This is a genomic window from Corynebacterium sp. 239_CJEI, from assembly GCF_001055995.1.
Lineage (GTDB): Bacteria > Actinomycetota > Actinomycetes > Mycobacteriales > Mycobacteriaceae > Corynebacterium > Corynebacterium jeikeium_D.
This window is the reverse complement of the sequence record NZ_JVOW01000020.1, coordinates 17,274-42,404: the sequence shown is the minus strand read 5'-3', so window position 1 is coordinate 42,404 and position 25,131 is coordinate 17,274. Positions and strand designations below refer to the sequence as shown.

At 58.0% G+C, this 25,131-nt stretch carries 20 protein-coding genes and 1 tRNA gene; 11 read left to right on the top strand and 10 right to left on the bottom strand.

What is annotated here, in order from left to right:
- The first annotated feature begins 112 nt into the window (after nt 1-112).
- The 3 genes from ADB08_RS05890 to ADB08_RS05880 are packed head-to-tail and all read left to right on the top strand — an operon-like array spanning nt 113 to nt 3,308.
- Complete coding sequence (locus tag ADB08_RS05890) at nt 113-1,444, top strand: MFS transporter (protein WP_049171758.1); 1,332 nt, start codon at nt 113-115, stop codon at nt 1,442-1,444.
- A 56-nt stretch (nt 1,445-1,500) separates the two neighbouring features.
- Complete coding sequence (locus tag ADB08_RS05885; protein ID WP_049171757.1) at nt 1,501-2,670, top strand: sensor histidine kinase; 1,170 nt, start codon at nt 1,501-1,503, stop codon at nt 2,668-2,670.
- The gene (locus ADB08_RS05880; RefSeq protein WP_049171755.1) at nt 2,667-3,308 is read left to right on the top strand and encodes a response regulator transcription factor; all 642 of its coding nucleotides are present in this window, start codon (nt 2,667-2,669) and stop codon (nt 3,306-3,308) included. Before ADB08_RS05885 ends, ADB08_RS05880 begins: the two co-directional genes overlap by 4 nt.
- A gap of 121 nt (nt 3,309-3,429) precedes the next feature.
- Here the strand turns inward: ADB08_RS05880 and ADB08_RS05875 are convergent, their stop codons facing one another.
- Nucleotides 3,430-5,820 (bottom strand): MMPL family transporter, encoded by a 2,391-nt coding sequence (locus ADB08_RS05875; RefSeq protein ID WP_049171753.1) that lies wholly within the window; start codon nt 5,818-5,820, stop codon nt 3,430-3,432.
- Between the two features lie 173 nt (nt 5,821-5,993).
- Nucleotides 5,994-6,064, bottom strand: a tRNA-Gly gene (locus ADB08_RS05870).
- A 265-nt stretch (nt 6,065-6,329) separates the two neighbouring features.
- On the opposite strand from ADB08_RS05870, the gene dcd reads away from it, so the two are divergent.
- Nucleotides 6,330-6,911, top strand: coding sequence for a dCTP deaminase (gene dcd / locus ADB08_RS05865; protein ID WP_005511764.1), 582 nt, complete (start codon nt 6,330-6,332; stop codon nt 6,909-6,911).
- A 201-nt stretch (nt 6,912-7,112) separates the two neighbouring features.
- Nucleotides 7,113-8,495, top strand: a complete 1,383-nt coding sequence (locus ADB08_RS05860; RefSeq protein WP_049171751.1) for a UDP-glucose dehydrogenase family protein — start codon at nt 7,113-7,115, stop codon at nt 8,493-8,495.
- Here ADB08_RS05860 and ADB08_RS05855 read toward each other — a convergent pair.
- The 3 genes from ADB08_RS05855 to ADB08_RS05845 all read right to left on the bottom strand — a co-directional run bounded on the left by ADB08_RS05855 (nt 8,492) and on the right by ADB08_RS05845 (nt 12,522).
- Entirely contained in the window at nt 8,492-9,922 is a 1,431-nt protein-coding gene (locus ADB08_RS05855; protein WP_049171749.1) for a YibE/F family protein, read from the bottom strand. The two genes, ADB08_RS05860 and ADB08_RS05855, sit on opposite strands and share 4 nt — an antisense overlap.
- A 544-nt stretch (nt 9,923-10,466) precedes the next feature.
- Nucleotides 10,467-11,849, bottom strand: coding sequence for a pyridoxal phosphate-dependent aminotransferase (locus ADB08_RS05850; protein WP_275435271.1), 1,383 nt, complete (start codon nt 11,847-11,849; stop codon nt 10,467-10,469).
- Between the two features lie 136 nt (nt 11,850-11,985).
- On the bottom strand, nt 11,986-12,522 hold the full coding sequence (locus tag ADB08_RS05845; protein WP_048734412.1) for a YceI family protein: 537 nt from the start codon (nt 12,520-12,522) through the stop codon (nt 11,986-11,988).
- Nucleotides 12,523-12,826: 304 nt separating this feature from the next.
- On the opposite strand from ADB08_RS05845, the gene ADB08_RS05840 reads away from it, so the two are divergent.
- Together ADB08_RS05840 and ADB08_RS05835 are read left to right on the top strand one after the other, a co-directional pair.
- On the top strand, nt 12,827-13,948 hold the full coding sequence (locus ADB08_RS05840) for a CE1758 family FMN-dependent luciferase-like monooxygenase (protein WP_049171747.1): 1,122 nt from the start codon (nt 12,827-12,829) through the stop codon (nt 13,946-13,948).
- Nucleotides 13,948-14,715, top strand: coding sequence for an FMN reductase (locus tag ADB08_RS05835; protein ID WP_049171746.1), 768 nt, complete (start codon nt 13,948-13,950; stop codon nt 14,713-14,715). The genes ADB08_RS05840 and ADB08_RS05835 overlap by 1 nt, the downstream gene beginning before the upstream one ends.
- Nucleotides 14,716-14,765: 50 nt before the next feature.
- Here ADB08_RS05835 and ADB08_RS05830 read toward each other — a convergent pair whose 3' ends face one another.
- Nucleotides 14,766-14,957, bottom strand: coding sequence for a hypothetical protein (locus ADB08_RS05830; RefSeq protein WP_049171743.1), 192 nt, complete (start codon nt 14,955-14,957; stop codon nt 14,766-14,768).
- Nucleotides 14,958-15,475: 518 nt separating this feature from the next.
- On the opposite strand from ADB08_RS05830, the gene ADB08_RS05825 reads away from it, so the two are divergent.
- The 3 genes from ADB08_RS05825 to ADB08_RS05815 are packed head-to-tail and all read left to right on the top strand — an operon-like array spanning nt 15,476 to nt 17,397.
- Nucleotides 15,476-16,069 (top strand): hypothetical protein, encoded by a 594-nt coding sequence (locus tag ADB08_RS05825; protein WP_016421574.1) that lies wholly within the window; start codon nt 15,476-15,478, stop codon nt 16,067-16,069.
- 45 nt (nt 16,070-16,114) lie between these two features.
- On the top strand, nt 16,115-16,789 hold the full coding sequence (locus tag ADB08_RS05820) for a hypothetical protein (RefSeq protein ID WP_005511744.1): 675 nt from the start codon (nt 16,115-16,117) through the stop codon (nt 16,787-16,789).
- An 8-nt stretch (nt 16,790-16,797) separates the two neighbouring features.
- The gene (locus ADB08_RS05815) at nt 16,798-17,397 is read left to right on the top strand and encodes a hypothetical protein (protein ID WP_016421572.1); all 600 of its coding nucleotides are present in this window, start codon (nt 16,798-16,800) and stop codon (nt 17,395-17,397) included.
- A gap of 140 nt (nt 17,398-17,537) precedes the next feature.
- Here ADB08_RS05815 and ADB08_RS05810 read toward each other — a convergent pair whose 3' ends face one another.
- From ADB08_RS05810 to ADB08_RS05800, 3 genes are all read right to left on the bottom strand, one after another.
- Complete coding sequence (locus ADB08_RS05810; RefSeq protein WP_016421571.1) at nt 17,538-18,191, bottom strand: response regulator transcription factor; 654 nt, start codon at nt 18,189-18,191, stop codon at nt 17,538-17,540.
- Nucleotides 18,192-18,324: 133 nt separating this feature from the next.
- Entirely contained in the window at nt 18,325-19,491 is a 1,167-nt protein-coding gene (locus ADB08_RS05805; protein WP_016421570.1) for a histidine kinase, read from the bottom strand.
- A 203-nt stretch (nt 19,492-19,694) separates the two neighbouring features.
- Nucleotides 19,695-22,874: a heterodisulfide reductase-related iron-sulfur binding cluster gene (locus ADB08_RS05800; protein ID WP_049171740.1), complete on the bottom strand. Its 3,180-nt coding sequence runs from the start codon at nt 22,872-22,874 to the stop codon at nt 19,695-19,697.
- Nucleotides 22,875-23,664: 790 nt separating this feature from the next.
- On the opposite strand from ADB08_RS05800, the gene ADB08_RS05795 reads away from it, so the two are divergent.
- Nucleotides 23,665-24,273 carry a YdcF family protein gene (locus ADB08_RS05795; RefSeq protein WP_016421568.1) on the top strand — a complete coding sequence of 203 codons (609 nt, stop codon included), beginning with the start codon at nt 23,665-23,667 and terminating at the stop codon, nt 24,271-24,273.
- Between the two features lie 6 nt (nt 24,274-24,279).
- On the opposite strand, the gene ADB08_RS05790 is transcribed toward ADB08_RS05795, so the two are convergent.
- On the bottom strand, nt 24,280-25,056 hold the full coding sequence (locus tag ADB08_RS05790; RefSeq protein WP_049171737.1) for an enoyl-CoA hydratase: 777 nt from the start codon (nt 25,054-25,056) through the stop codon (nt 24,280-24,282).
- Nucleotides 25,057-25,131 lie beyond the last annotated feature (75 nt).

The window sequence follows — 25,131 nt, the reverse complement described above, 5'->3', positions numbered from 1 at the left end:
GTCCAGGATAGGACAACAGCGACATCGAGTACGTCAATCTTTAAAGCTACTCCGAACGAGCGGCTTGAATCAGATAGAGAGTCATTAACAGAAAGCGGTAACGTCCACTGTTATGGCAGCAGAACAAAATCCAGGGCAACCTCAATCAAAAGTTCCTGGGTCCTCGAAGAACGCCATTGCACTCGGCGTCCCCGTCCTTGTCATAGCCGTAATCGTTGCGGCGCTGAACTTGCGACCGAGTATCGCGTCGATCGGTCCGGTGCTCGATCAGCTCCTCTCCGACCTCGGCGCATCCTCCGCCTTTGGTGGTCTGATTACGGCCATTCCGGGGCTCGCGTTTTTCGCGATTGGGTTGTCCGCGGTGTCCGTCGGCAAGCGGATGGGCTTAAGCGGCGCGCTTACACTGTCTGCGACGTTGCTATTTGTCGGCCTTGCGGTGCGCCCGTGGGTGAGCAGCATCTGGCTATTCCTGTTGTTTACCGCGTTATCGGTTGCTGGCATTGCGCTGGGAAATGTACTGCTACCTGCGTGGATTAAGGTGCACGGCGGTCGCCATACGGTCGTGCTGATGATGCTGTACTCCAGCATGCTCGCCCTCGGCGGTGGACTGGGGCCGGCGACGGCATTTTTGATTAGCGATTCTCCCGAGACATCTGCAGGTGGTATCGAAATGTGGCGCTGGGCGCTTGCCGCATGGGCAATCACCGCCCTGGTGCAGCTCGTCGTGTGGTTGCCGCTGCGTGCACGCATCGGATTCGACTACCCGAAGGCGCCGGTCAGTGCCTCGGCAAGCACACCAATCTGGAAGTCACCGACAGCCATTGCACTGGCAGTTTTCTTCGGCGTGCAGTCGATGAACGCCTACGTGCTCATGGGCTGGATGCCGAAAATGCTTATCGACGCAGGTATCAGCGTAAACATAGCCACTGCAGCGTCCATGATTGTTCAAGGGTTGGGCATCATCGGCGGACTGCTGATGCCGCCGCTGATTACACGGCTCCGCACCATGTCCTACGTTGCCTTTGTTCTCGGCTGCCTTTTCTTCCTCGGGTATGCGTTGATGATTCTGATCGACCAGCGGGGAGCGGCGGAAACTGGTGTGGGGTATGCGATTGGCGCTGCCTTCCTGCTGGGTGTGGGTGGTTTTTGTTTCCCCATGGCCATCGCACTGATTCCGGGCCGCACGCGCAGCCACGAGCTGACCGCGCGACTGTCCGGCTTCGTGCAGCCAATCGGCTACATCTTCTCCGCAGTCGGGCCATTCCTGGTGGGTGTGGCCGCTGGAACGACGGAAGCGTGGACGCCGATTCTGGTCGTGCTGCTTGGCACCACGGTGGTGCTAGCAGTGCTTGGGTTGATTGTCGGTCGGCCAACGTACATTGATGACGAACTGGCCGATCGAGGTATCGGCGAAAAGAAGCCGGGACGTATTCAGCTCGACTGAATTTAGGGGAGTTAGCTCCACTGTATTTGGACACGGGCCAACTTAGCTTTGAACCTATGACAAAGAAAACGAATTTAATCGCGCTGGCCTGGAGTTTTATTCTCGGACTGCTGTTCATTCCGGGATTGATTGTCTCCGCTTTTCTTCTGCCCTGGATTCCGCTCATTGGCCGCGGTGCCGATTGGCTCTCCCGCTGGGCAGCATCGTGGTCCGGCACCCCAATCGCCAACCGCGTGACCAATCGCTGGTTCGACATCCGCAACTTCGTCAACCTGCTTGTCCAGTTGGCCATTGGCTTTGTCACCTTCATAGCGTGGGTCGGCGGCGGGTTCACTGTTGGTGTACTTTTTGGCGCACCATTCCTGGTTGATGAAGTGGAGTTTTTCAGCTGGACTCTGACAGACCCCACACAGAAAATCGGTGTTGCCTGGGTTTTCGCCATCGTCTTTTTGGTGCTGACCATCGCCATCAACCTCGGTGCCGGCCTGCTGTCCATTTGGCTCTCTCGCGTCATCCTCGCACCATCCAGTGAGGAAGTCAGCCAGTCCCGCGATGTGCTCATCGACTCTTTCTCAGGCGAGCGCCGTCGCATTGAGCGCGAGCTTCACGACGGTCCGCAGCAGCACCTGACCGCCTTGAAACTCAACATTGCCGCTGCTCGCATGGGTAAGACTGAGGAAAAGGTAGCCGAGGCACTCTCTGCCGCCGACCGCAATGCAACGCAGGCTCTTGCGCAGCTGCGCTCCGTGGTGCTTGGCATCGCCCCGCCAGTGCTTTTCGAAAATGGCCTAGTCGCAGCAGTAGAGGAATTGGCAGCGCACTCTGGCATGGAGGTTTCTGTTCGTGAGGACGGTGTCTCCGACTTCGGCCCGATTGATGAAACCACAGCGCTGCTCGCTTACCACTGCGCAGCGGAGGGGCTGACCAACGCCACCAAGCATGGCCATGCCGATCGAGCTGATATCACTCTCGCGGTTCAGGCTCCGAAGAAGGCGCTCGTGTCCCATCTGGGTACGCTTACGGTCACTGTGCACGACAATGGCGAAGGCCTGGAAAAACCATCGAGTGCGGACGCTGTAGACGTCGTAAAGCATGACAGTGGAACCGGCATTGCGGGCCTGCGCGAACGGGCGGCGGCGCTCGGTGGAACCGTGGAACTCACCAACGCCGACGGTGGAGCCCAATTGCTGCTGGAACTGCCGATTCGCCAAGGAAGGACGCGATGAAAGTACTGCTGGCAGAGGACTCCGTACTCCTGCGCGAGGGGCTGACCGGCCTGCTGCGGGCACTGGGGCACGAGGTCGTCGCCGTCGGCGATGCAGATCAGCTGCTCGCCACCGCCGAAGAGCAGGCGTTCGATGTCATCGTCACCGATGTCCGGATGCCGCCGAACATGCGTGACGACGGACTGCTCGCGGTCTCCACACTTCGCCAGGTCAACCCCGACCAGCCGGTTGTCGTGCTCAGCCAATACGTGGCGGCCAGCTACCTGGATTGCCTGCTGCAGCATGGTGGCTTTGGGTACTTGCTGAAAGAACGTGTCTCAGATGTCGAGCACTTCGTCGCAGTACTGGAAGAGGTCCGCGGCGGCGGTACCGTGGTCGATCCTGAAGTGGTTTCGACGCTACTGGCCGCAAAGCAGGACGGCATCGCCGAGCTGACTCCACGTGAGCGCGAAGTGCTCGACCTGATGGCGCAGGGGCTCAGTAATAAGGAAATGGAAAAACGCCTGGTACTAACCGCAGGCGCTGTGAGTAAACATGTGGCGAATGTGTTTTTAAAGCTCGGCTTCCAACCGGAAGATAACAACCGTCGTGTCAAAGCAGTGTTGCGGTGGCTGAGATATACCGCGCCATCGACTTAGGCTTTGCCGTTGTCTTTGGTATAAACCGTGCCCGCGCAAAAGCCCCGCACGTAGGCAAAAGCCCCGCACCGACTCCTCCGAAACTGGAGTCGAGGCGGGGCTTATGGCTGTCTAGCTGGTGCTACTTGGCTTCAGTAGCTACCTCAGTTGTAGTGGTCACCTCAGCATTTCCGAACTGCTTATTGAGGTTCTCACCCTCCACATCCACGGATGGGAGGATCTTGTCCAACCAGCGCGGAATCTTCCAGGCGCGCTCGCCGAGCAGGAACATCATGGCCGGGATGAATGTCATGCGGACGATGAAGGCATCGAAGAGAACTGCGGCTGCCAGGGCAAAGCCCATGACCTTAATGAACGGTTCATCCATCAGGATGAAGGCGGCGAACACCGAAATCATAATCAGTGCCGCAGCGGTGACCACGCGAGCACCGTGTTTGAAACCGTTGGACGTTGCATTAGCAGCTGTCTTGCCGTGCGCCCAGCCCTCACGCATACGGGTAACCAGGAACACCTGGTAGTCCATGGCCAGGCCGAAGACGATACCAATCAGCATGATCGGCAGGAAGGAAATCAGCGGCTGCGGGTCATCGATGATGCCCAGGGCGCCCTCCTGCCACAGAGCCACCGTGACACCAAAGGTTGCGGCCACAGACAGTGCGAAGCCGAGAGCTGCCACCAGTGGTACCCAGATGGAGCGGAAGACGAGCATCAACAGCAGGAAGGCCAGGACCAGCACGATGCCGATGTAGGGCAACAGCACGTCGGAAAGCCGCTGCGAGATGTCCTCGTACATGGGCGAAACACCGGTGATGGAGTAGCGGGCGCCCGTGTCCTCGTTGTACTTGTCCTCTGTATCGCGGATGGACTGCAGCAGGTCAGCAGCGCGGTCATCGGTCGCGCTGTACGCCGGGGTGATTAGAACCTGGGCGGCATCACCGAGATCGCTCGGATCCTGCGGATTGCCATTGGTGGCGATGACCTGAGCATTTACCACACCATCGACGCTCTGCAGCTCCGTCAGGGCAGCCATCATGGCGTTCTGCTTTTCCGGTGCGGCGAGATCCTTGTAGTCCACCAGCGCAATCATCGGGGAGTTGCGGCCGGGGCCGAAAGCGTCTTCGGTCATTTCGTAGGCCGTGCGGTTAGGAGTGCCCTTGGCCATCATGCCGTCAGAAGGCATGGCCAAACGGAGGTTGGTAGCCGGGATGGCCAGCAGGATTAGGACAACTGCCGTGCCCAGGACGAACGCCAGCGGACGCTTGCGCACGATGCGGACCCACTTCAGGCCCATGGTCGGGGTGTCGTTCTCCGGGTCCGGTGCCTTCACAAATGGCGCGCGACCGGCGAAAACCTTGGTGCCGAACAGGCCGAGAATAGCCGGCAGCAACGTGATGGCAACGAGCACCGCCATAGCGACGGTAAATGCTGCGGCCAGCGCCATTGCGGTCAGGAACGGGATGTTGATGATCGACAGTGCCGCAAGAGCAATCAGCACGGTGAGGCCTGCGAATACCACTGCGGAACCAGCCTTGCCGACGGCCAGGCCCGCCAGATGTGCACGCTCCTCGCGTGGGATTTTCTTGAGCTCGGCGGCCAGTTCCTTCGGCTCAAGGTTCGAGCCATCGACGTGTGCAACCAGCTCGTTGCGGAAGCGAGCCACGATAAACAGCGCGTAGTCGATGCCGACAGCCAGACCAATCATCGACGCCAGCGTCGGTGTCATGGTGGAGATGGTGTCGGTGAAAGCGGTGGCGGCGAAGATGCCCGCCATGCCAATTCCCAGGCCGATGACAGCCGACAGCAGCGGCAGTCCAGCGGCGACGAAGCTTCCGAAGGCAACAATGAGCACGATTGCGGCCACGATGATGCCGATAATCTCCGCAGTGGCGGAAATCTCGCTCATTTGGAACGCGTTACCGGACCAGGCGACGTTCAGATCGCCCTTGTGCTTTTCGACGGTTTCCGTGAACGCATCCCGGACTCCACTTTCGATATCCATGCTGGTCGCAGCATCGAAAGTCACGGAAATGGTGCCGGTGGTCTTATCGGCACTCAGTGGGGAGACGGCCTCCAGGTTCGAATTGATCTGCTCCTCAGGGAATCCCTGAGCTTGCATTGCCGGGATGGCCTGCTGCTTCATCCCCTCAGCCGCCATGATGGGCGGGACAATTTCTTCGGTCTTCGTCAGCCCTTCGGTGCTCCGCATTGCGGCGACGAGCTCATCGACCTCGCCTGCAATAGCTGGGTCCTCGAGGGTCTTGCCTTCTGGAGCTTGAATGACCACAGTGCCCGTGGGTGCGCTTAGCTGATCTTCATCGGTGGCAAAGCGCTGCTGAATCTCTTCTTGAGTTTCAACTGACTCAAGGCCGGGAAAGGTGAAGTTCTCAGACGTGCCGCTGTACAGCGTTGCCGTCGCGGTACCCATGCCCGCGATGAGCAGCAGCCATACAATGAGGAATCGCCAGCGGTGAAGATAAGCGGATCTACCGATTTTGTACAAAAAGGAAGCCATAGCAGTAACACTTACATGATTTCAGAAGTAGTTTCTAATGGGTTTGTGCTGTGCAAGAGTGTTACTCGGATGTGCTAATCGGAGTTGTTTGGTTGTTGTGGTACCGCGGGATGTAGCTGAAAACAGCGGAAACAAAAATGAGGCTCAGCTTGACGCTGAGCCTCATTGGGCGGAGCCGATGACGGGAATCGAACCCGCGCCGCCTGCTTGGGAAGCAGGAGTTCTACCATTGAACTACATCGGCACACAGTAGGCGGAATGATTAAAAGCACGCCACGGGATTGGCACAGTAGGTGTGGCATGCAGGCAATCAGTCGCCCTCTGTAACTTCAATGTAGCACTCTCGATTCGTGTCGAAAAAATTGGTCTTGAAGACCCTCTGTCCGTCTTTTCGGGTTAATCGCTGATCTCCTTGTAGGACCTTATCCAGTCCTTCCCGGGGGATTCAGTGCGGGCATATCCTGTAACCCGCACACGCTGTGTATTACAGAGCGGTTAAGCTGGTCTATGTGTTGCTCTCAGATCGTGATATTCGTGCCGCTATCGATGCCGAAGGCTCCGGCCATCTCGGCATTGATCCTTTTGACCCGAAGATGATTCAGCCTTCGTCCATCGACGTGCGTCTGGACAAGTTCTTCCGAGTTTTTAACAACTCGCAGTACACGCACATCGATCCGAAGTTGCCGCAGGAAGAACTGACGTCCCCGCACGAGGTTCCAGAAGGGCAGCCCTTCATTCTTCACCCGGGCGAATTCGTCCTGGCATCGACCCTGGAGTACTTCACTATTCCTCCGCACCTAGCAGGCCGCCTGGAAGGTAAGTCTTCGCTGGGGCGTCTGGGCCTGGCAACGCACTCGACCGCCGGCTTTATTGACCCAGGGTTTTCAGGCCACATCACGCTGGAGCTATCCAATGTGGCGAACTTGCCTATCGCACTGTGGCCGAACATGAAGGTCGGCCAGCTGGCACTGTTCAAGATGTCCTCGCCGGCAGAGGTGCCTTACGGTTCCGGCAAGCTCGGTTCGAAGTATCAGGGGCAGCGCGGCCCGACGCCGTCGCGTGCGTACCTGAACTTCCGCGATGAGGAATAAGGCACCTGAAACTCGGGATATGAACTCGGAATATAAATGAATTGTGAATAGCCCCGAGTGAATTCTCGGTGAAGAAATGGAAACAATTGTTCAATAAAGAGTTTTCGCAGGTGAAAAGCCTAAATATGGGCCTTTAGTTCACACCATTTAAGGGTTAAATCGGCTTGATGGCCTTTTATCTTTCGATAAATAATAGCCCTTATGCGTATTACGGTTATTGGTACGGGTTACCTAGGCGCCACTCATGCCGCGGCGATGGCGGAGTTAGGCCACGAGGTTCTCGGCGTAGATGTTGATCCCGCCAAGATTGAGGCATTGTCCGCAGGCCAAGTTCCTTTCTTTGAGCCTGGCTTGCCCGAACTGCTAAAGAAGCACGTTGAGTCGGGGCGACTACGTTTCACCACTAACTACGACGAAGCCGTTGAATTTGCGAACGTCCACTTCGTAGGTGTCGGAACTCCGCAGGTTAAGGGCTCGTACGCCGCCGATGTTCGCTATGTGGACGCCGCCATTACCGAATTGGCTAAGCGCGTCGTCGGCAAGCATTTAGTGTTTGGTAAGTCCACTGTGCCCGTCGGTACCGCACCGCGCCTGCAGGAGCTGGCTGCGAAAATGATTGGTGAGCGCGCCGAAGCCGGTGATGAGCAGTTGAAGAACACCAGCCTCGAAATCGCCTGGAACCCGGAGTTCCTGCGCGAGGGCTTCGCGGTAAAGGACACCCTGGAGCCGGACCGTGTGGTGCTGGGCACCCAGAAGCCGGGCATGATCCTCAATGGTGCGGGTCAGGAGGTCGAATCGATTGCCGAGGCCAGTTTGCGCGAGTGCTTCGGCCCTATCTTCGAGCGCGAGACTCCGCTTATCGTCGCGGACACCGCCACCGCAGAGCTGGTGAAGGTGTCGGCAAACGCATTCCTCGCCACCAAGATTTCCTTCATCAACGCGGTCTCCGAAATCTGTGAGGTCACAGGTGCGGATATCACTACGCTTGCCGACGCTATCGGTATGGACGCCCGAATTGGCCGCCGCTTCCTCAACGCGGGTCTGGGCTTCGGCGGCGGTTGCCTGCCGAAGGATATCCGCGCATTCATGGCCCGCGCCGGTGAGCTGGGCGTTGACCAGGCGCTGACCTTCTTGCGCGAGGTCGATGCAATTAACATGCGTCGCCGTGAAAAGACCGTTGACCTGGTGCGCGCCAGCTTCGGCGGCTCGCTGCTCGGCCATACCGTGACGGTGCTGGGTGCGGCCTTCAAGCCGAACTCTGACGATGTGCGTGACTCCCCGGCGCTGTCGATTGCCGGTTCGCTGTCTCTGGCGGGCGCTTCGGTGATTGTTTATGACCCGCAGGCCATGGAGAACGCCAAGAAGAATTTCCCGACCTTGGAGTATGCACCGAGCATCGAAGCAGCTCTGGAAGGCTCGGAGATGGTTGTCGTCGCCACCGAGTGGCAGCAGTTCCGCGACATCGACCCGGTGGCTGCGAAGAAGCTGGTCAAGCGCGCAGCGGTGCTCGACGGCCGCAACTGCCTGCCAGCAGATCAGTGGCGTGCCGCAGGCTGGGATGTCACCTGCCTCGGCCGCGGCTAAATGCTAGCTGCCCTCGAGCGCTTCGGAAACTTCATACCCTCCGGGGCCACGGTATAGGCGGCGATGAGGGTGGTAATCGGCACTGCGAGTACCAAAGCCACCGCACCGATGGTGGAACGCAGCAGCTCTGTGGCCACGACATCGGAGGTCAACGACTGCATCAGCGGCCGGTCGGAGACGCTTAACAAAATCGATAGCGGCAGTGCGGTGCCGAGGTACGCCAGTACCAGTGTGTAGACCATCGACGCGATGTGATCGCGACCGACGCGCATTGCCGAGCGGAAGACCTCCATAGGGCGCGACCGCGGAGCTGCTTCGTAAAGCTCCTGGACGGTCGATGCCTGGGCGATGGTGACGTCGTTAAGCACGCCCAACGCGCCGATGATGAATCCCGCCAGAAGCAGACCTGTGACGGAGACGTCAGGCAGGTAAAGCTGAATGAGCAGGTTGTCCTCGTTGCCGAGACCACGTAGCTGCGACGTGGAGATAGCGAGGTTGGCCAGGCCCGCCGCCAGTACCATCGTGGTGAGTGTTCCCGCCAGTGCGGAAGCTGACTTCCAATTGATGCCATGAACGAGGAAGAGCACTGGGAAGAGAATCGCCGCGCCCGCCGTGATGGCTAAGGCCACAGGATCGCCGCCGCGTAGCAGTGCCGGAACCAGGAATCCCATCACTGCGGCCAGCGTGATGCCAAGACCAATGAGGCTCAAGACTCCGCGAGTCATGCCGACGAGGATGATGAGCAGCACCGCTGCGCCGAGCCACAACCAGATCGTCGTGGTGCGATCCATGTCCAGGAAGGTGTAGGTGTTGCCGATGCTAGCGGTGTCGACAACCTGATGAGGTGCGAGGTCGACGACATTAGTGTCGGCCGCGGGAGCAGGAGCTGCGGGGGCAGCGGGGGCTTCTGCACCGGATTCAGGTGCTGGTTCCTGCTCCGGGGCTGGAGCTGGTGCCGGAGCCTCTGCATCAGGAGCAGGCTCACCCTCTGCGCCCTCAGGGGCAGGCGCGGGAACAACGCCGGGAGCCGGTGTCATCAACCCCGGATCCGGCACGGCACCATTGTCGACAGCTCCGGTACCGGCCGCGTTTGGACGGTGAATTGCCAGGACGACCTTGTCGCCCTCCGCCAGCTCGATTTCTCCGGGCAGGCCGGATGCCTCCAGAAGCGTCTTCTTGCCCTCGTCTGGGCCCGAGGTCAGCTCAATGACCGAGAGCTGGCATTTCGGCGCCGCGGGGTCATTGAGGGAGGCCGCCAGTCCTGGCCGCGGCTGGTCATCGAAGACGCGTCCGTTGTCAGGCGAATTGCACGCGCCGACGCTGTGCTTTACGACGGTTCCCTTAACCGTCTCTGCAGCTGACGTCTGTGACTGCAGGAATCCCGGCCCTGGGCTCGGAGCTTCACCCGATGGCCAGAGACCAATCACTGCGAGGAAAGTGGCAATACCAGCAACTGTGAGAGCTGTGGCCAGTAAGCGACGTGCTCTTGTGGGGTTGTGCCGCGGTTTCTTTGGTTTTGGTTTGGCTTGTGCAGGTTCGTTTTGCCGTACCGGTGCTGGTTTTGAATGTGCGGCTGGTTCTGCATGTCGTGCTGGGGCAGCCGAGGTTGCAGAGTTGGGTTGATTCGCGGTATTGACAGCCCGGAACCGGCCGGTAGGGGAGCCGCTGTTCGAGTTCTTCAGTACGTCGAGATGCGCACCTATGTCGGAACCCGGAGCAACGCGAAAAGGTTGCTGGTTGTCAGAGTTCATTGAATCTTTTGAGTGCCTGCCCACCCTTAATAACCTAATCGCTGCACCAGCACCGGAAGGCGTACCGCCATTCCGGCGTGCCGGGCCGTGGTCATTAGCGCTATGGCCCACCTATCGATGCAATGCTCACTCATCGATGCGCTCCAGTGTGTCCATAAGTGAATAGCGCATCGATATGTGAGAAGGGCAGAACCAATAGCGTGCGCAACCCTAAGTACTGCTATTGCTTGTAGCTGACCAGGAAGTTGCCCAGGCGCTCGATAGCTTCCTTCAGGTCGCGTGCCCATGGCAGGGTGACAATTCGGAAGTGATCCGGCGTCGGGTAGTTGAAGCCAGAGCCGCCGACCATCAGGATCTTCTCTTCACGCAGGATGTCGAGCATCAGCTTCTCGTCATCGTGAATTTCGTAGACGTTCGGATCCAGCTTCGGGAATGCGTACATGGCGCCCATCGGCTTCACGCAGCTCACGCCTGGAATTGAGGTCAGTCCCTCGTAGGCGACATTGCGCTGCTCCAGCAGGCGACCGCCTGGCAAGATCAAGTCCTCGATGGACTGGTAACCGCCAAGTGCCACCTGAATGCCGTGTTGAGCAGGGACATTCGGGCACAGACGGGTGCTGGCCAGCAGGTTGATGCCCTCGATAAAGCCCTCTGCGTGGCGCTTCGGGCCAGTCAGCACCATCCAGCCCGCGCGGTAACCGGCCACACGGTAGGTCTTGGACAGGCCGTTGAAGGTGATACAGAGCAAATCCGGGGCCAAGGAGGCAGTGGAAATGTGCTCTGCATCGTCGTAGAGGATACGGTCGTAGATTTCGTCGGAAAGCAGCAGGAGCGAGTGCTCACGAGCGATATCCACGATGGCTTCGAGTGTCTGGCGTGTGTAGACCGCGCCGGTCGGATTGTTCGGGTTGATGATGACAATCGCCTTCGTGCGATCCGTCACCTTCGAGCGAATGTCTTCGACATCCGGGGCCCAGTTATTCTCCTCATCGCACGTGTAGTGGACGGCCTTGCCGCCGGCGAGGGTGGTTGCTGCAGTCCAGAGCGGGTAATCCGGAGCTGGAATGAGGACCTCATCGCCCTCGTTGAGCAGCGCCTGCGTGGTGATGGAAATCAGCTCGGAGACGCCGTTGCCCAGCCAGACGTCGTTGACGTCGAAACGGGGGAAGTCCGGGTCCATCTCATAGCGCGTGACGACGGCACGGCGTGCGGAGTAAATACCCTTGGACTCGGAATAGCCCTGTGCGTGGGGGAGAGCGCGGACCATGTCCTGCACGATGGTGTCAGGTGCATCAAAGCCGAACTTCGCCGGATTGCCAGTGTTGAGCATCATGATGCGGTGGCCGTCGGCCTCCATCTGCTCGGCGAGAGTAGTCACCGGACCGCGAATGTCGTAGAGGACGTTCTGCAGCTTGGAGGATTGGTCCAGTGTCTTCAGTGGAGTGCGGCGAGGTGCCCTGATGTTTCCACGACGGGCGGCAACACGGGCAGCACGGGACTGCTCGGCCTGAGCGGCCTGCGCAGCCTGAGCGTCCTGCGTTGTCTCGTTGGTGGTTTCGGTGCCCTGGGAAGTGTCTTTACTGGAACTCACCTGTCTAAGCATGCCACTTTTTTGCTCCCGCACCATGCTTTTCTCACAGCGGGGGCAGATTAATTGCACATTGATTGCGCAAAAGCGCCCTGCATGAGGATGCAGGACGCTTTACTGGGTTGCGGGCAGCTGGGGTTCTGGCTGCTAGTTACTGCTTAACTGCGGAGCCGTCGATCTGCAGGGAAATCTCGTTGCCAAGGAGCAGGCCGCCAGTCTTAATAGGAGCGTTGTAATCGATGCCGAAATCGGTGCGGTCAATCTTGGTGGCTGCCTCGAAGCCAACGCGAGTCTGACCCCATGGGTCTTCAGCGGAGCCGAAAATGTCGACATCCAGGGTGACCGGCTTGGTGATGCCGTTGATGGTTAGGTCGCCGGTAACGGTGGCCTTTTCTTCGCTCTGGAGCTCGATAGCGGTGGAAACGAATTCGAAGGTTGGGTTTTCGTCGGTGCCGAAGAAGTCCTTCGAGCGCAGGTGGTTGTCGCGCTCTTCATTGTTGGTGTTGATGGAGTTCGCCTGAATGGTCGCCTTTGCCGTGGAATTCTCCGGCTTGTCGGCATCAAAATTAATAACGGACTCAAACTGAGTGAACTGACCGTGGACCTTAGTGATCATTGCGTGACGAACGGTGAATCCAACGGTGGAGTGCTGTGCATCAAGAACGTAGTTGCCAGACTGAAGAGCCATAGTGAATCTCCTAAAAGTTAAAAGTATCTCGAATGTTTCGAAGTATTTTTGTCCGCCGGAACCAACTTCCGGTGTTGACGTGTCAACGATAACTCTAGATGTGATGATGTGTCAACAAAGGTCAAAGAAAATGCCGAATATTTTTTTAGAAGCGCACATCCGGTCGGGCGATCGGTTCGGGGTTTTGTCATGGCTGGGCGAGGCTCCTTTGGTTGGAGACGGTTCATATGGAGTCGTTTTAAGTGCTTATGTCCAGCATAACAGGCGTTGACATGTCAACAACTGCTATTTAGGATTGAGAATTATGCAATTCGGAATTTTTACAATTGGCGACGTCACAAAAGATCCCACGACTGGACAAATCCCTACTGAACATGAGCGAATTAAGGCAACTGTCGCGCTAGCGAAGAAGGCCGAAGAGGTCGGCCTCGATGTATTTGCTACTGGCCAGCACCACAATCCACCGTTTGTGGCACCGGCGAACCCGCCGATTTTATTAGCCAACCTCGCAGCACAGACCGAAAATCTGATTCTGTCGACCTCGACAACGCTGATTACCACCACCGACCCCGTGCGCATCGCCGAGGATTACGCCTACCTCCAGCACCTTTCCGAAGGTCGCATTGATCTCATGATGGGCCGCGGCAACACCGGGCCGGTTTATCCGTGGTTTGGCAAGGATATTCGCAAGGGAATTCCGCTGGCCATCGAGAACTATCACCTGCTGCGCACCCTTTGGCGTGAGGAGAATGTGGATTGGCAAGGTCAATTCCGCACTCCGCTGCAGTCCTTTACGTCCACACCGCGCCCGCTCGACGGTGTAGCACCTTTCGTGTGGCACGGCTCAATCCGCTCCACTGAGATTGCTGAGCAGGCCGCCTTCTATGGGGACGGCTTCTTCCATAACCACATTTTCTGGAATATCGAGCACACCACAGCCATGGTCAACCTCTACCGCCAGCGCTATGAGCACTACGGCCATGGTGCTGCTGATCAGGCAATCGTCGGGCTTGGCGGGCAGGTCTTCGCCGCTGAGACGGAGAAGAAGGCCAAGGAGATTTTCCGCCCATACTTCGACAATGCCCCGGTCTATGGACATGGGCCATCTCTGGAAGAATTCGAGAACATCACTCCACTGACCGTCGGCACGCCTGAGCAAATCATCGAACGTTACCTGGGCTATGCAGACGCCGTTGGCGACTACCAGCGTCAGCTCTTCCTTATCGATCACGCCGGCCTGCCGCTGGAAATGGCGTTGGAGCAGGTTGAAATCCTGGGAACCGAAATCGTTCCGGTCCTGCGTGAAGAGTTCGAGCGCCGCCGTCCGGCGCACGTGCCTTCCGACCCGCCGACGCATGCCTCGCTGGTTGCCGAGGGCGCAGATTCCCCGCACCTTCTCGTCCGCCCGGCTGAAAGGAATCAGTAGTGAAAAAGCTCGTCGTCGTAAGTGCCGGTGTTTCCGATCCATCAACCACGCGCATCCTTGCCGACCGCATCGCGGAGGCCGTCGAGGCGCAGGTCTCCAAGCGTGGCGAGGGGGTCCAAGTTGAGTACGTCGAGCTGCGCGAACTCGCTGTCAGCCTCGGCACTGTGATGTCCACAGGGCTTTACGACGAAAAATTGCGCGCCGCCCTCGATACTGTCAGCGGTGCTGATGGATTGATTGCCGCGACCCCGGTGTTCGCAGCGTCCTACTCTGGGTTGTTCAAGATGTTTTTCGACGCCCTGGATAAGGATGCGCTGACTTCCATGCCGGTCATTATTGCTGCGACGGCTGGCACAGCACGACATTCGTTGGTGCTGGAGTATGCGATGCGTCCGCTGTTTAGCTACCTGCGCGGCACGGTTATGCCGACTGCTGTATTTGCAGCCACTGAGGACTTTGGTGCTGGCGATGGTGCCGGAAATGGCGCCGGCGGAGTGTCCGGCGCGGAGATGAATAATCGCGTGGTGCGTGCAGCTCGTGAGCTTGCCGAGTACCTTGTCGGTGTTCGCTCGGCCGTAGTCGGTTTTGGTCCAGATTTTGGGAACGAAGCTGAAGAAAAGGGTGCGGAGCATTCAGCGGGCGGGGCCAGCGAGGGGAATCGGGGTGTTGGCGAGCCGAACCAGCGACGCAGTACAAACACGCGGGTGGATACTAATGTCACGGATTTTGCCACACTGCTAGAGGGGCTCGACGGCACCGCGAAGTAGCCGCGCTCACGTGAAGGGGCGGCAGAGGAGGGGTAGGGGGTCAGCGCTCTTTAGCGGCACCACGGGAGGTTGTAGTAGTCGCAAGAGAAGGTATCGGAAAGAGCGTATTCCTTAACCTGCAGGTCGTCGCTGCTGGTCGTAGCTGTCGGTGCTGCGGTAGCGGTCGGGGCGCCGGTCAGCGCGCCCAGGGAAAGTGCTGCGGATGCAATGGTGGTAGCAAGAACGGAAGTGCGTCGAAACATTAGGTAGTACTCCGAAAGATATCTGCCTCGGCAAAGTGTCAGGGCTTTGTGGACTGCCGGACTTCGCCAGTGATTAATAAAGAAATCATAACTATTTAATCAAGAGTGTGAAGTGTGGAGGTCTCTCTACCTGCCCGCGCCTGGGGGTGGCCATTCGGCTACTCTCTGGTGTCTTTATGTAGGTGGGCTAGTGGCCGAAATGTTGATTGTCTAGTACCAAGTGGCCGACCGAGGCATTTTTGAATTGGTTCAAAAGGCGTAGTTCTGATGCGATTGAATTGATCGCCGAAATCTTATTGTGGCGCCCATAATCGCTGGTCAAGGTCAATTAGATGTCGTATTTTCGCGTGGTAGAAATCGGTGAGATTCCATTTTTACTATGTGGATAATCGCTGCGGCCGTCGTAAAGCCAGTCGAAAATTTTCCATTACAAAACGCTGAATTTCGACTTACCTTTGCAGGTGTCAGTTCAAGTATTTCCTTACGAGTTGCTCGTCACATCCTGAAAGGATTTCGCCGTGAAGAAGACCCTGCTCTCCGGCTCCATTGCAGCCCTGGTCACCATGTCCTCGCTGGCTGTCGCCCCGATGGCTGAAGCTGCCCCAGCCCCCACCCCGGGCACTGTCGGTGGCACTTGCTCCGTTGAAGGCCAGTCCGGCCAGTCCCTGAAGATCACCGGCTCGAAGTTCGAGGTCGAAGGTACTGCGACTGTCGCTAACTACGGCGACACCGACCTGCCGCTGACTCAGACCCTGAAGGAAGGCAAGACCAAGTCCTGGAACGTCGGCGGTTCGGTCGACTTCGATTTGCTCAAGCTCTTCCACGTCACCTTCAGTGCCGGCTACCAGTCCACTCAGACCTGGGAAGTTGGCCAGACCCTCGGCCCGTACCCTGTCAAGCCCGGCTACACCGGTGTTCTGGAGTATGGCTTCCTGAATCAGTCCTTCGAAGGTACTCACCTGACCTGTAAGGGCGGAAAGTGGATTGACGCGGGTCGTCCGTACTGGGGCACCATCCCGAAGGAGCGTCACATTCGCGTTTCCATGCGCGCCAACGAAGCTGACCGCTCCGTGGACGGTGCTGCTCCGCAGGTCAAGGAGTACGCCGTTTAAGACGGCCAGAGCCCCTAAAGCCTCGAAGCAGAAGGAAGTTTCTCCATGTTGAGCCTGAAAAAGAAGGCCCTGGCCTGCGCGGTGATGGGTGCAAGTCTTCTTGCACCAGGCATCGTTGGACAGGCCGCGGCGACCCCGCTGACCCAGACCCCTGACCAGGATGAGCACCACACCGGTTTCACCAATACGGATAAATGTGACCCGGTCAAGGATGCCAAGCGTCACCCCTGGGAACAGTGGATTACCGACGAATGGGACCGCTACAATGGCACTAACTCATTCACCAACCGCACTGACCGCCCTATTCAGTACACCCTCGAGGTGACAGAGGGAGTCAACGAGTCTGTGAAGGCCATGAGCTCCGGAAATATGTGGGACGTGTTCCTCCACGGGGTGAAGAACAAGTACGGCATCGTCGAGGTCAGTCAGTGGTCGGTTGGCGACAAGCTGGGCCCGGTGACCGTCAACCCCGGTGAGACCGTTCGCGCAGACTACGGCGTGCACATGAAGTCCTTCATTGGCCGTGTTCGCACCTGTGACCAGAAGACCGGCCTGTGGCGCGGTGAGCCCTACTTCGGTGAGTACAACGGCAAGGGGCCGTCGACTCGCTTCGTGGTCTGGCACAAGACCACCAAGGAGGGCGAGCACCGTCAGCAGTGGGCGCCTGTCAGCGGTAACTCCGGTGACGGCGGCCCGGCATCCGCCACGATTAACGACTAGGAGCAGTTATGAAAAAGCGTGTTGTCGCCATGTGCTTGACGACGGTCTTTGCGCTCGGACTCGGTGCTCCGACAGCGGTGGCCGCCCCGAATCCAGGAGCCGGTGAACCGTTCGCGCCGGAGGAGTGGGTACCAGTGCCCAAGCCGGCGGCAGTTGACCGCGGTCCGGCACCGGGAACCACTTGTGAAGCTCCGGGTTCGGTGGCTGAGTTCGTGGAAATCACCGGCTCTCGCTACGACGTTGAGGGCGTTGTTTCTACGAAGAATGACATCGGTGATGAGCCGATTCCGCTGACGCAGACCATCAAGGAGTCCAAGACCAAGAAGTGGTGGACCAATATCTCTGTCAGTGTGAAGGTCAGTAAGGAGCTCAACCGCAAGTACTCCTGGGAATACTCCCGAGAGATGGTTTGGAGCCTCGGGCAGAAGATCGGACCGTACGAAGTGCGCAAGGGTGAAACTGGTCGTCTGAGCTGGGGATTCCTGGTTGACGAGTTCGCCGGACAGACTGTTCGCTGCAACGCCAACTCGAAGACGTGGGAGCCAATTGGGCGCACCTACTTCGGTGTGGCTCCGCGCGAGCGACATGTCGAGGTGACCATCCAGTAGTTACACAGTTCTCTCTCCACACTCAGCACGGGTAAAAGGGGCATATTCGCGAAAGTGAATATGCCCCTTTTTGCTATCCATCTCGGGCCTGCAAAGGCTCAATTCAGAGCCGCTAACCGGCCAAATCTCAGAGCCCCTGGTTATTCTGCGGCAGCGGATGCCGGCGGGTGGAAGCCTGCGTCTATTGCTTTCAGCGCCAGGTCCAGGCGAGAGGTAGCTCCAAACTTATTGAACATGCTGGAGAGGTGCTTCTTGATAGTGCCCGGCGACTTGCCGAGTTCCTTGGCGATGTCGTGGTTTGACTTACCGCGGCAGATCAGGCCGAGAACCTCTCGCTCGGCTTGAGTGATCTTGTACGAGGAAATGTTGCGGGACGGCAGGGTTTTAATCAGCCGAGTCGCAGAAATCGGTGAGATGACGGTGCCGCCCTGGAAAACATCTTCAACGGTGCCAATGACGGATTCCGGGCGGGCAGTTTTGAGAATGTAGCCATTTCCGCCGAGACTCAAGATTTTCAGCATTGTTTCATCGGTATCAAATGAGGTGATAGCGATGAATTTCGGTGGATTCTCCACCTTCTTAATGCGCTCAAGTAGCTCAACGCCGTCCATGTTAGGCATATGAATATCGGTCAAAACTACGTCAACGCCACCACGGGCAATAATGTTGAGAGCCTCGTGGCCATCGCTGGCTTCATCGACCACGGTGATATGCGGTGCCTTCTTGAAATAGGTTCGCAGCGTCGAGAGTACAAGTGGGTCGTCATCGACAATGAGAACCTTAATGTCAGACATCCGCGAACCTTTCATAGAAGTTATAAAAACCGAACAATATCTGTCATCGTGTGATATTACTACGCTAACCAGGACTTTTCGAGAGATATCTTCGTCACAGGCGGCTACTACATCAATCTTACGCTAGCGTAACCTACTGGTTGGTAGGTGGCATGTGGAGTTTGCAATTCCACACATTTCCTTCTCGTTCTGACGTGATGGAACCGTCCCACGGTCGCACTCGCCGATGCAGTGAGGAAAGCCCCAAACCGCTCGAGAGCATCGCCCGCGGCAGAAAATGCGGTAGCGCCTTCGATATCTGATTGCTGATGTCGAGCGTGAAGCCATCTTCCTCATTGCTCAGCGCCAGAATGTGAACGTTCGTTTGCGGTTCGCCGTACTTCTGAATGTTCGTGCAGAACTCCGACAGCGCCGGCGAGATAACCTCTGAAATCTGCGTCAAAGAGGGCTCGGTTTCAATCTTCGTGGCCAGCGAAACGTTAAACCCAGCTTCCTGCAGTTCATCCTTGGCCTGTTGGAGCACCTTGTTCATGCTGGGAACTCGCTCATCCTGGCCGATAGCTGAGGTCAAAGAACTCTCGTCGTCAGCTGATTTCAGCAATGAAAGCAACTGGCGAAGCTGTAGCAGGCCTTCTCGGGAGGTCTCTGCGATGTCCTCCAGGGATTCTTCAAGTTTTTCATCGGTCCCTTCTCGCTCGATGGCGAGCGCCTGCGCCAGCATGGTTACGCGAGTAAAGGACTTGGCAGTGGAGTCGTGCAGTACGGTCGCCAACTCAAGGCGTTGCTCTTCCAGAGCGCGGTTAGATTCAATCGTTGCCCGCCGGCGTTGTTCTTTGTAGCGACTGCGCATCATGCCGATGGCGTAGGCAATTACAAAAAGCAGTGTTGTCACAAAGGTCGCGACATGGTCACGTGCGAAAGTACTTGTGTTGACGTCGTAGTTTGAGATCACCAACAAGAGCAACGCAGTGATTCTCGCCGGCATCTTGTTGTTGTTAGCACGCATCACTTCCACGATGAGAAGCGCGCAGAAAATCTGCATTGGAGCCTGCTCTGTGGGAAGGAAAGTCAATGCCAAGAAATTCGCTGGGACAACCACCATGGCAAAAAGTGGCAGATAGGTCGCCACTGCAACAAGAATGACCTGAAGGCCACCGATAATGGTCGGCAACAACAGATCAGAGTTGCTCTCGCGGAAAATTAGCGCATCGAGAGCCGTGAGAACCAGCGCAATGACCATCTCCACTGACCCTGGAGTCCTCAGAAAGTCCCTTATCTGTGACAGCGATTTCTTAATCACTACGCCAAGACCTCTTTCCACACCACAACGCGGTCATCTCTAACGGGATGCAGTAATCAATATGCAGTAATCAATATATTGTCAGTGCGGTTGAGAGTGCCATTTGCATGATTAATGCCGTGGCGCAGGGATCGTCGTAAAGCACAAAAAATCCGCCCGGGAAGAATAACCTCTCGGGCGGATTCCTGCTTACTTAGCGAGCGCTACTTACGTCGCGCCGATCCTGGCAGCGGAACTCCGTGCTGGTTGCGCGGAAGGTTCTTAGCGCTTGCCGACGGCGCCTGCGTCTCCTCGGCTGGGGTCTCAGTGGCCTGCTCGGTGGAGGTGGCATCTTCCGCCGACTGCTGTTCGGTAACCTCTGGTTGCGCCGGAGCCTGCTCTGCCTCTGGCTGAGCAGGAGCCTCCTGAGCTTCGGTTTCCTCTGCTGCCGGGGCAGGGGTGCTAGCGACTGGCTTGGCCTTGCGTGCGCCACCCGGAATCGGAGCGCCCTTCGTTGCCTTCGGAGCCTCAGTCGGAGCTTCGGTTTCTGCAGCTGCTGGCTCTGCCTGCGCGGCCGGTTTAGCGGCCTTGGCGCCGCCCGGAACTGGAGCGCCCTTCTTAGCGCCGCCTGGAACCGGGGCACCGCCCTTGGCACCGCCTGGCTTCGGAGCGCCGCCCGGAGCTGGAGCACCCTTCTTGGCACCGCCTGGGGTCGGGGCGCCGCCCTTTGCACCACCTGGAACCGGTGCGCCGGCCTTGGCACCGCCTGGCTTCGGAGCGCCACCCGGAGCAGGAGCACCCTTCTTGGCGCCACCCGGAGTTGGTGCGCCGGCCTTGGCACCGCCTGGCTTTGGAGCACCGCCTGGAGCTGGAGCGCCCTTCTTGGCACCACCTGGGGTCGGTGCGCCGCCCTTGGCGCCACCCGGCTTCGGAGCACCACCCGGCTTCGGAGCACCACCCGGAGTCGGAGCGCCACCCTTGGCAGCAGCGCCTGCAGCAGCACCAGCAGCTGCGGCACCAGCGCCGGCAGCGGATGCCTTCTCTGCCTTCTTCTTCTCGGCAGCCTCAGCCTTCTTGCGCTTAGCTTCCTCTTCCTCGAGGCGCTGACGCTCTTCCTCTTCAGCCTTCTTTGGATCGACCCAGCCACGCTCCGGCTGCTCAATCCACTCCGGTTCGCGTGCCTGCGGCAGCTCGCCGTCGACCTTCACGGAGTCGCGGAGCATCTGGGCGATGTCCAGGACCTCCGGCTTCTTCTCGTCGTCCTCGATGACGTTGTTGACGCCATCGTTCATCATCGTCTTACAGAACGGGCAGCCGATGGCAATTGCCTCAGCGCCGGTTCCGACAGCCTCTTCGGTGCGGTTTACGTTGATGCGCTGACCGATGGTCTCTTCCATCCACATGCGAGCGCCACCAGCACCACAGCAGAAGCCGGTGTTCTTATTACGCGGCATTTCGACGAGGTTGGCGCCGGACGCGCCAATCAGTTCACGCGGAGCCTCGAATACCTTGTTGTGGCGGCCCAGGAAGCATGGGTCGTGGTAGGTGACCTGGCGGCCCTGACCCGAAGCAACCGGCTGCAGGCGGTTAGCACGAACCAGCTTGTTCAGCAGCTGGGTGTGGTGGACAACTTCGTACTGTCCGCCCAGCTCCGGGTACTCGTTCTTGAAGGTGTTGAAGCAGTGCGCACAGGTGACGACAATCTTGCGCTGCTTCGGCGGCACACCGTCGAAGACCTCGTCGAGCTGCTCGATGTTCTGCTCAGCCAACATCTGGAAGAGGAACTCGTTACCAGCACGGCGAGCGGAGTCACCAGTACAACCCTCGGCCTGGGAGAGCACAGCGTACTTCACACCGGCGGTGTAAAGCATCTCTGCAACAGCCTTGGTGGTCTTCTTCGCATTGTCGTCGTAGGCACCGGCACAACCGACCCAGAACAGGTACTCGGTGTCGTCGAAGCTCTCGACATCCTCGCCCCAAATCGGGACAACGACGCCTTCCTTGCGGACCTCATTGATCCAGTCGGCGCGAGTGGAAGCGTTCTGGCCCCACGGGTTGCCCTTGGTTTCAAGGTTCTTGAACAGGCCAGCCAATTCGGTCGGGAAGTCCGACTCGACCAGAACCTGGTAACGACGCATATCGACGATGTGGTCGATGTGCTCAATGTCAACCGGACACTGCTCGACACAGGCGCCACAGTTGGTGCAGGACCACAGGACGTCCTGGTCGATGATGCCCTCATCGCCGTCGCCAACCAGCGGCTTGGTCAGGAGTGCTGCGCCAGCGCCTTCGCCCTCGCGAGCGGTTTCGATGGTCTCGCCAGCCAACAGGTACGGGGCAGAAGCGTAAGCGTGGTCACGCAGCTGGTTAACCAGCAGCTTCGGGGACAGCGGCTTGGAAGTGTTCCAGGCCGGGCACTGCTCCTGGCAGCGACCACACTCGGTACAAGAGGTGAAGTCCAGCAGAGCCTTCCAGGAGTGGTCGGTAACCACGCCGGTGCCCATGGAGTCAACCTCCGGGTCAGCCTCTTCCAGGTTCAGGATCTCGCCGTTAGAGGTCATCGGCTTAGCCCCAGCGAGGGCGTTGTAGCCGTCAGCGTTGCGCTTGAGCAGGATGTTGGCGAACGCCAGGAAGCGGTGCCATGCGACACCCCAAGTGAGGTTGCGGCCAACAACGAAGAGCCAGACCATACCGGACAGCAGCTTAATCAGCGCGAAGATGGACACCATGACTTCGGAGGCCGGCAGAATCTGTGCGATACCACCGGTGACGAAGTTCGCCCAGGTCCAGACCTCGGCGCCAGTGTGACCGTGGTCGCCGTAAGTAGCCAGCTTGGCAGCCTTGACGAACATCATGCCCAGGCCCTCGATGAGGACGACGGCCTCAACGAAGTAGGCAGCCTTGGCGTTGGATCCGTAGAAGCGGCTCAGACGCTCCTTGCCCAGGTTGGTCTGGCGGACGAGAATCAGTGCCAGGATGCCCAGGGTGGTGCCCAGGCCGAGCAGTTCGTCGATGAAGTGCCAGGCGGTCAGATTCCTGAGGATTGGCCAACCACCGGCTGGCCAGAAGGTCTGAATGTACGCCTCGAACCACACTAGGGAACCGAGGAGGAAGCCCACCATGACGAACCAGTGAGCCACAGCAACGCCGGGCTTCTTGGCCATCTTGGTGTGACCGACGATCTCTCGGATCATGGTCCAAATACGGGTTCCCCATTCACCGGTGTGACCGTACGTCTTTTGGCCCACCATGATGGTCTTCACCATATGGGTGAATCCCTTAATAAAGATGAACCAGCAGGGCAGGGACAACAGGACGCCAATAACGCCGACTGCGACGGTGAATCCGGTAGATTCCGGAATCGCCGTGTCAGCCGTCGCCGCGGCGAGGTTGAGCACGCTCATAATGTTCCTTCTAGGCTGGCTCAGCCAGGGTGATGGCTGAGTGAAAATAGTTCTCTTGTGAGTTCTATCACGAGCCGCGGACGCTTACCTAACTAATGTGCAAAATAGTGCTGAATTCATCGATACACGGTGTAACCAGCGGTTATTTGACGAATTACGCAAAAAAATCGTTGTTTTATTCGAGAGGGTTTCGACGGGTTTTAACGCCTTCGCTTAACGACGGCGCGCGGCACTTTCGTCGTCACGCTTTTATGGGCGGAAGTGGCGGCGGCGTTGCGTGTATGTAGTTGTCGAGTGTTGCCGATTCGATGTTTTGCGGACGCATTGTGGGGGTAGTGCCGGAGTGTCGGGGCGGGACTGTGTCGCGAGACGGAGGGGGTGCTCGGTGGTGTGTTGGCCTTCGAAAATTGACTGAAGCAGACATGTATTCACATGCGTTACATTCTTAACATAAATAACAATAGTGACTTCTGTACCTGTGTTTTGGTGGATAATTTGCTATTGGATCCCGGGATTTGCTGGCAGTTAACGAAAAAGTCATTAAATGTAACTCACTTTTATGAATCCCAAGTGGATTTAAAAGCCTCTACGTCCACAATTTACCTGGTACGCGGCGTGCTATTTTGGTGGCGAAGAGAGTGCCTGGCCACCCCCGCGTAATTCTTATGTAGGCGCCATTTTGTGTAGCGCCTAGTATTAGCAGCGTGATACTGCGGATTTATCCGCCTGATTCTAAATGGCATGTGGAGTGTGGATTTCTCCGTGCCACTTTTTCTTGAGAGGGACTTTAATGGCGCGATCTTTCCGTGCAATCGCTATGGCTGGAGCAGGCCTTATTCTTACTGCGAGTGCGGTCTTTGGCTCGGGTGTAGTGGCAAACGCCAATCCGGTCAGTGCGGTCGCAGTCAAGGCGTTCAATAGCTCGCTTGTGACTCCAGTGGTGGTGTCCCCGGTCGGACGTGCAGCTGCGGAGACTGCGTTACTTGATCCTCAGGTGCCGATTATTGTGCTCGGGGCCCGTCTTAATCCCGACTGCAGTGCTCCTGCTGTTTTGACGTCCCGATTGGAAACTGCACGTTCGCTGGCGCTGCGTCATCCGCTTAACCCGGTCGTCGTCACGGGTGGTCGTACTCAGCCGGGCTGCCAGACTGAGGCTGAGTACATGCGTGATGCGCTTGCATCTATGGGAGTGTGGAAGCGACGAATCACGATGGAAACAAACTCAGACTCCACCGTTGAAAACGCGGCAGGCACTGCATACCTTGCAGGATCGGGAGCCCGTGGCGTTCGTGCTGCTGTCATTGTGACTTCTCCAACGCACACACCGCGTGCACGAGACACCTATGCTGCCGCCGACAACTCGGCTCTGTGGCTGGCAGTCCCGTCGACTGTGAACTAGCAGTTTCTAGGAATTGGTGAAGTTTGCCTCGCGCTTTTCAGTGAAAGCGGCCATGCCTTCCTTCTGGTCATTGGAGGAGAACAGGGAGTGGAAGGTGCGACGCTCAAAGAGCAGTCCCTGCGACAGCGTCATTTCGTAGGCCTGGTTGATCTGTTCCTTAATCTGAGTAGTGGCTACCAGTGACTTCGACGCAATGGTGTCGGCGACCTTCAGGGCCTCGTCGAGAAGCGCCTCCGGCTCGACGACGCGGGCGACCAGACCTGCGCACTCAGCTTCCTCGGCACCCATCATGCGGCCGGTGAGGCACATCTCCATTGCCTTAGCCTTGCCGATTGCGCGGGTGAGACGCTGCGAGCCGCCCATGCCCGGAGAGATGCCGAGGTTGACCTCAGGCTGACCGAACTTGGCCTTAGCGCCAGCGATGATGAAGTCCGCCATCATAGCGACCTCGCAGCCACCGCCCAGGGCGTAGCCGTTGACGGCGGCGATAACTGGAGTGCGGACGGAAGTCAGAACATCCCAACGTGCGAACCAGTCAGAGACATACATCTCGGTGCCGGACTTGTCCGCCATCTCCTTAATGTCCGCACCTGCGGCAAACGCCTTCTCGGAGCCGGTGATGATAATCGCGCCGATTCCCGAGTCGTTGTCGAAAGCGGTGGCTGCTGCGCCGATCTCTTCCATGGTCTTGTGGTTCAGGGCGTTCAGTGCCTTCGGGCGGTTCAGGGTGATAATGCCGACGCGACCTCGGGTTTCGGTAAGGATGTTTTCGTAGGTGGTCATTAGATACTCCTTTGGGATGGCTTGAGTTTGGTGAAAGTTGTGTATGTAGCCCGCAATTCCAAAATCTGAAGAACG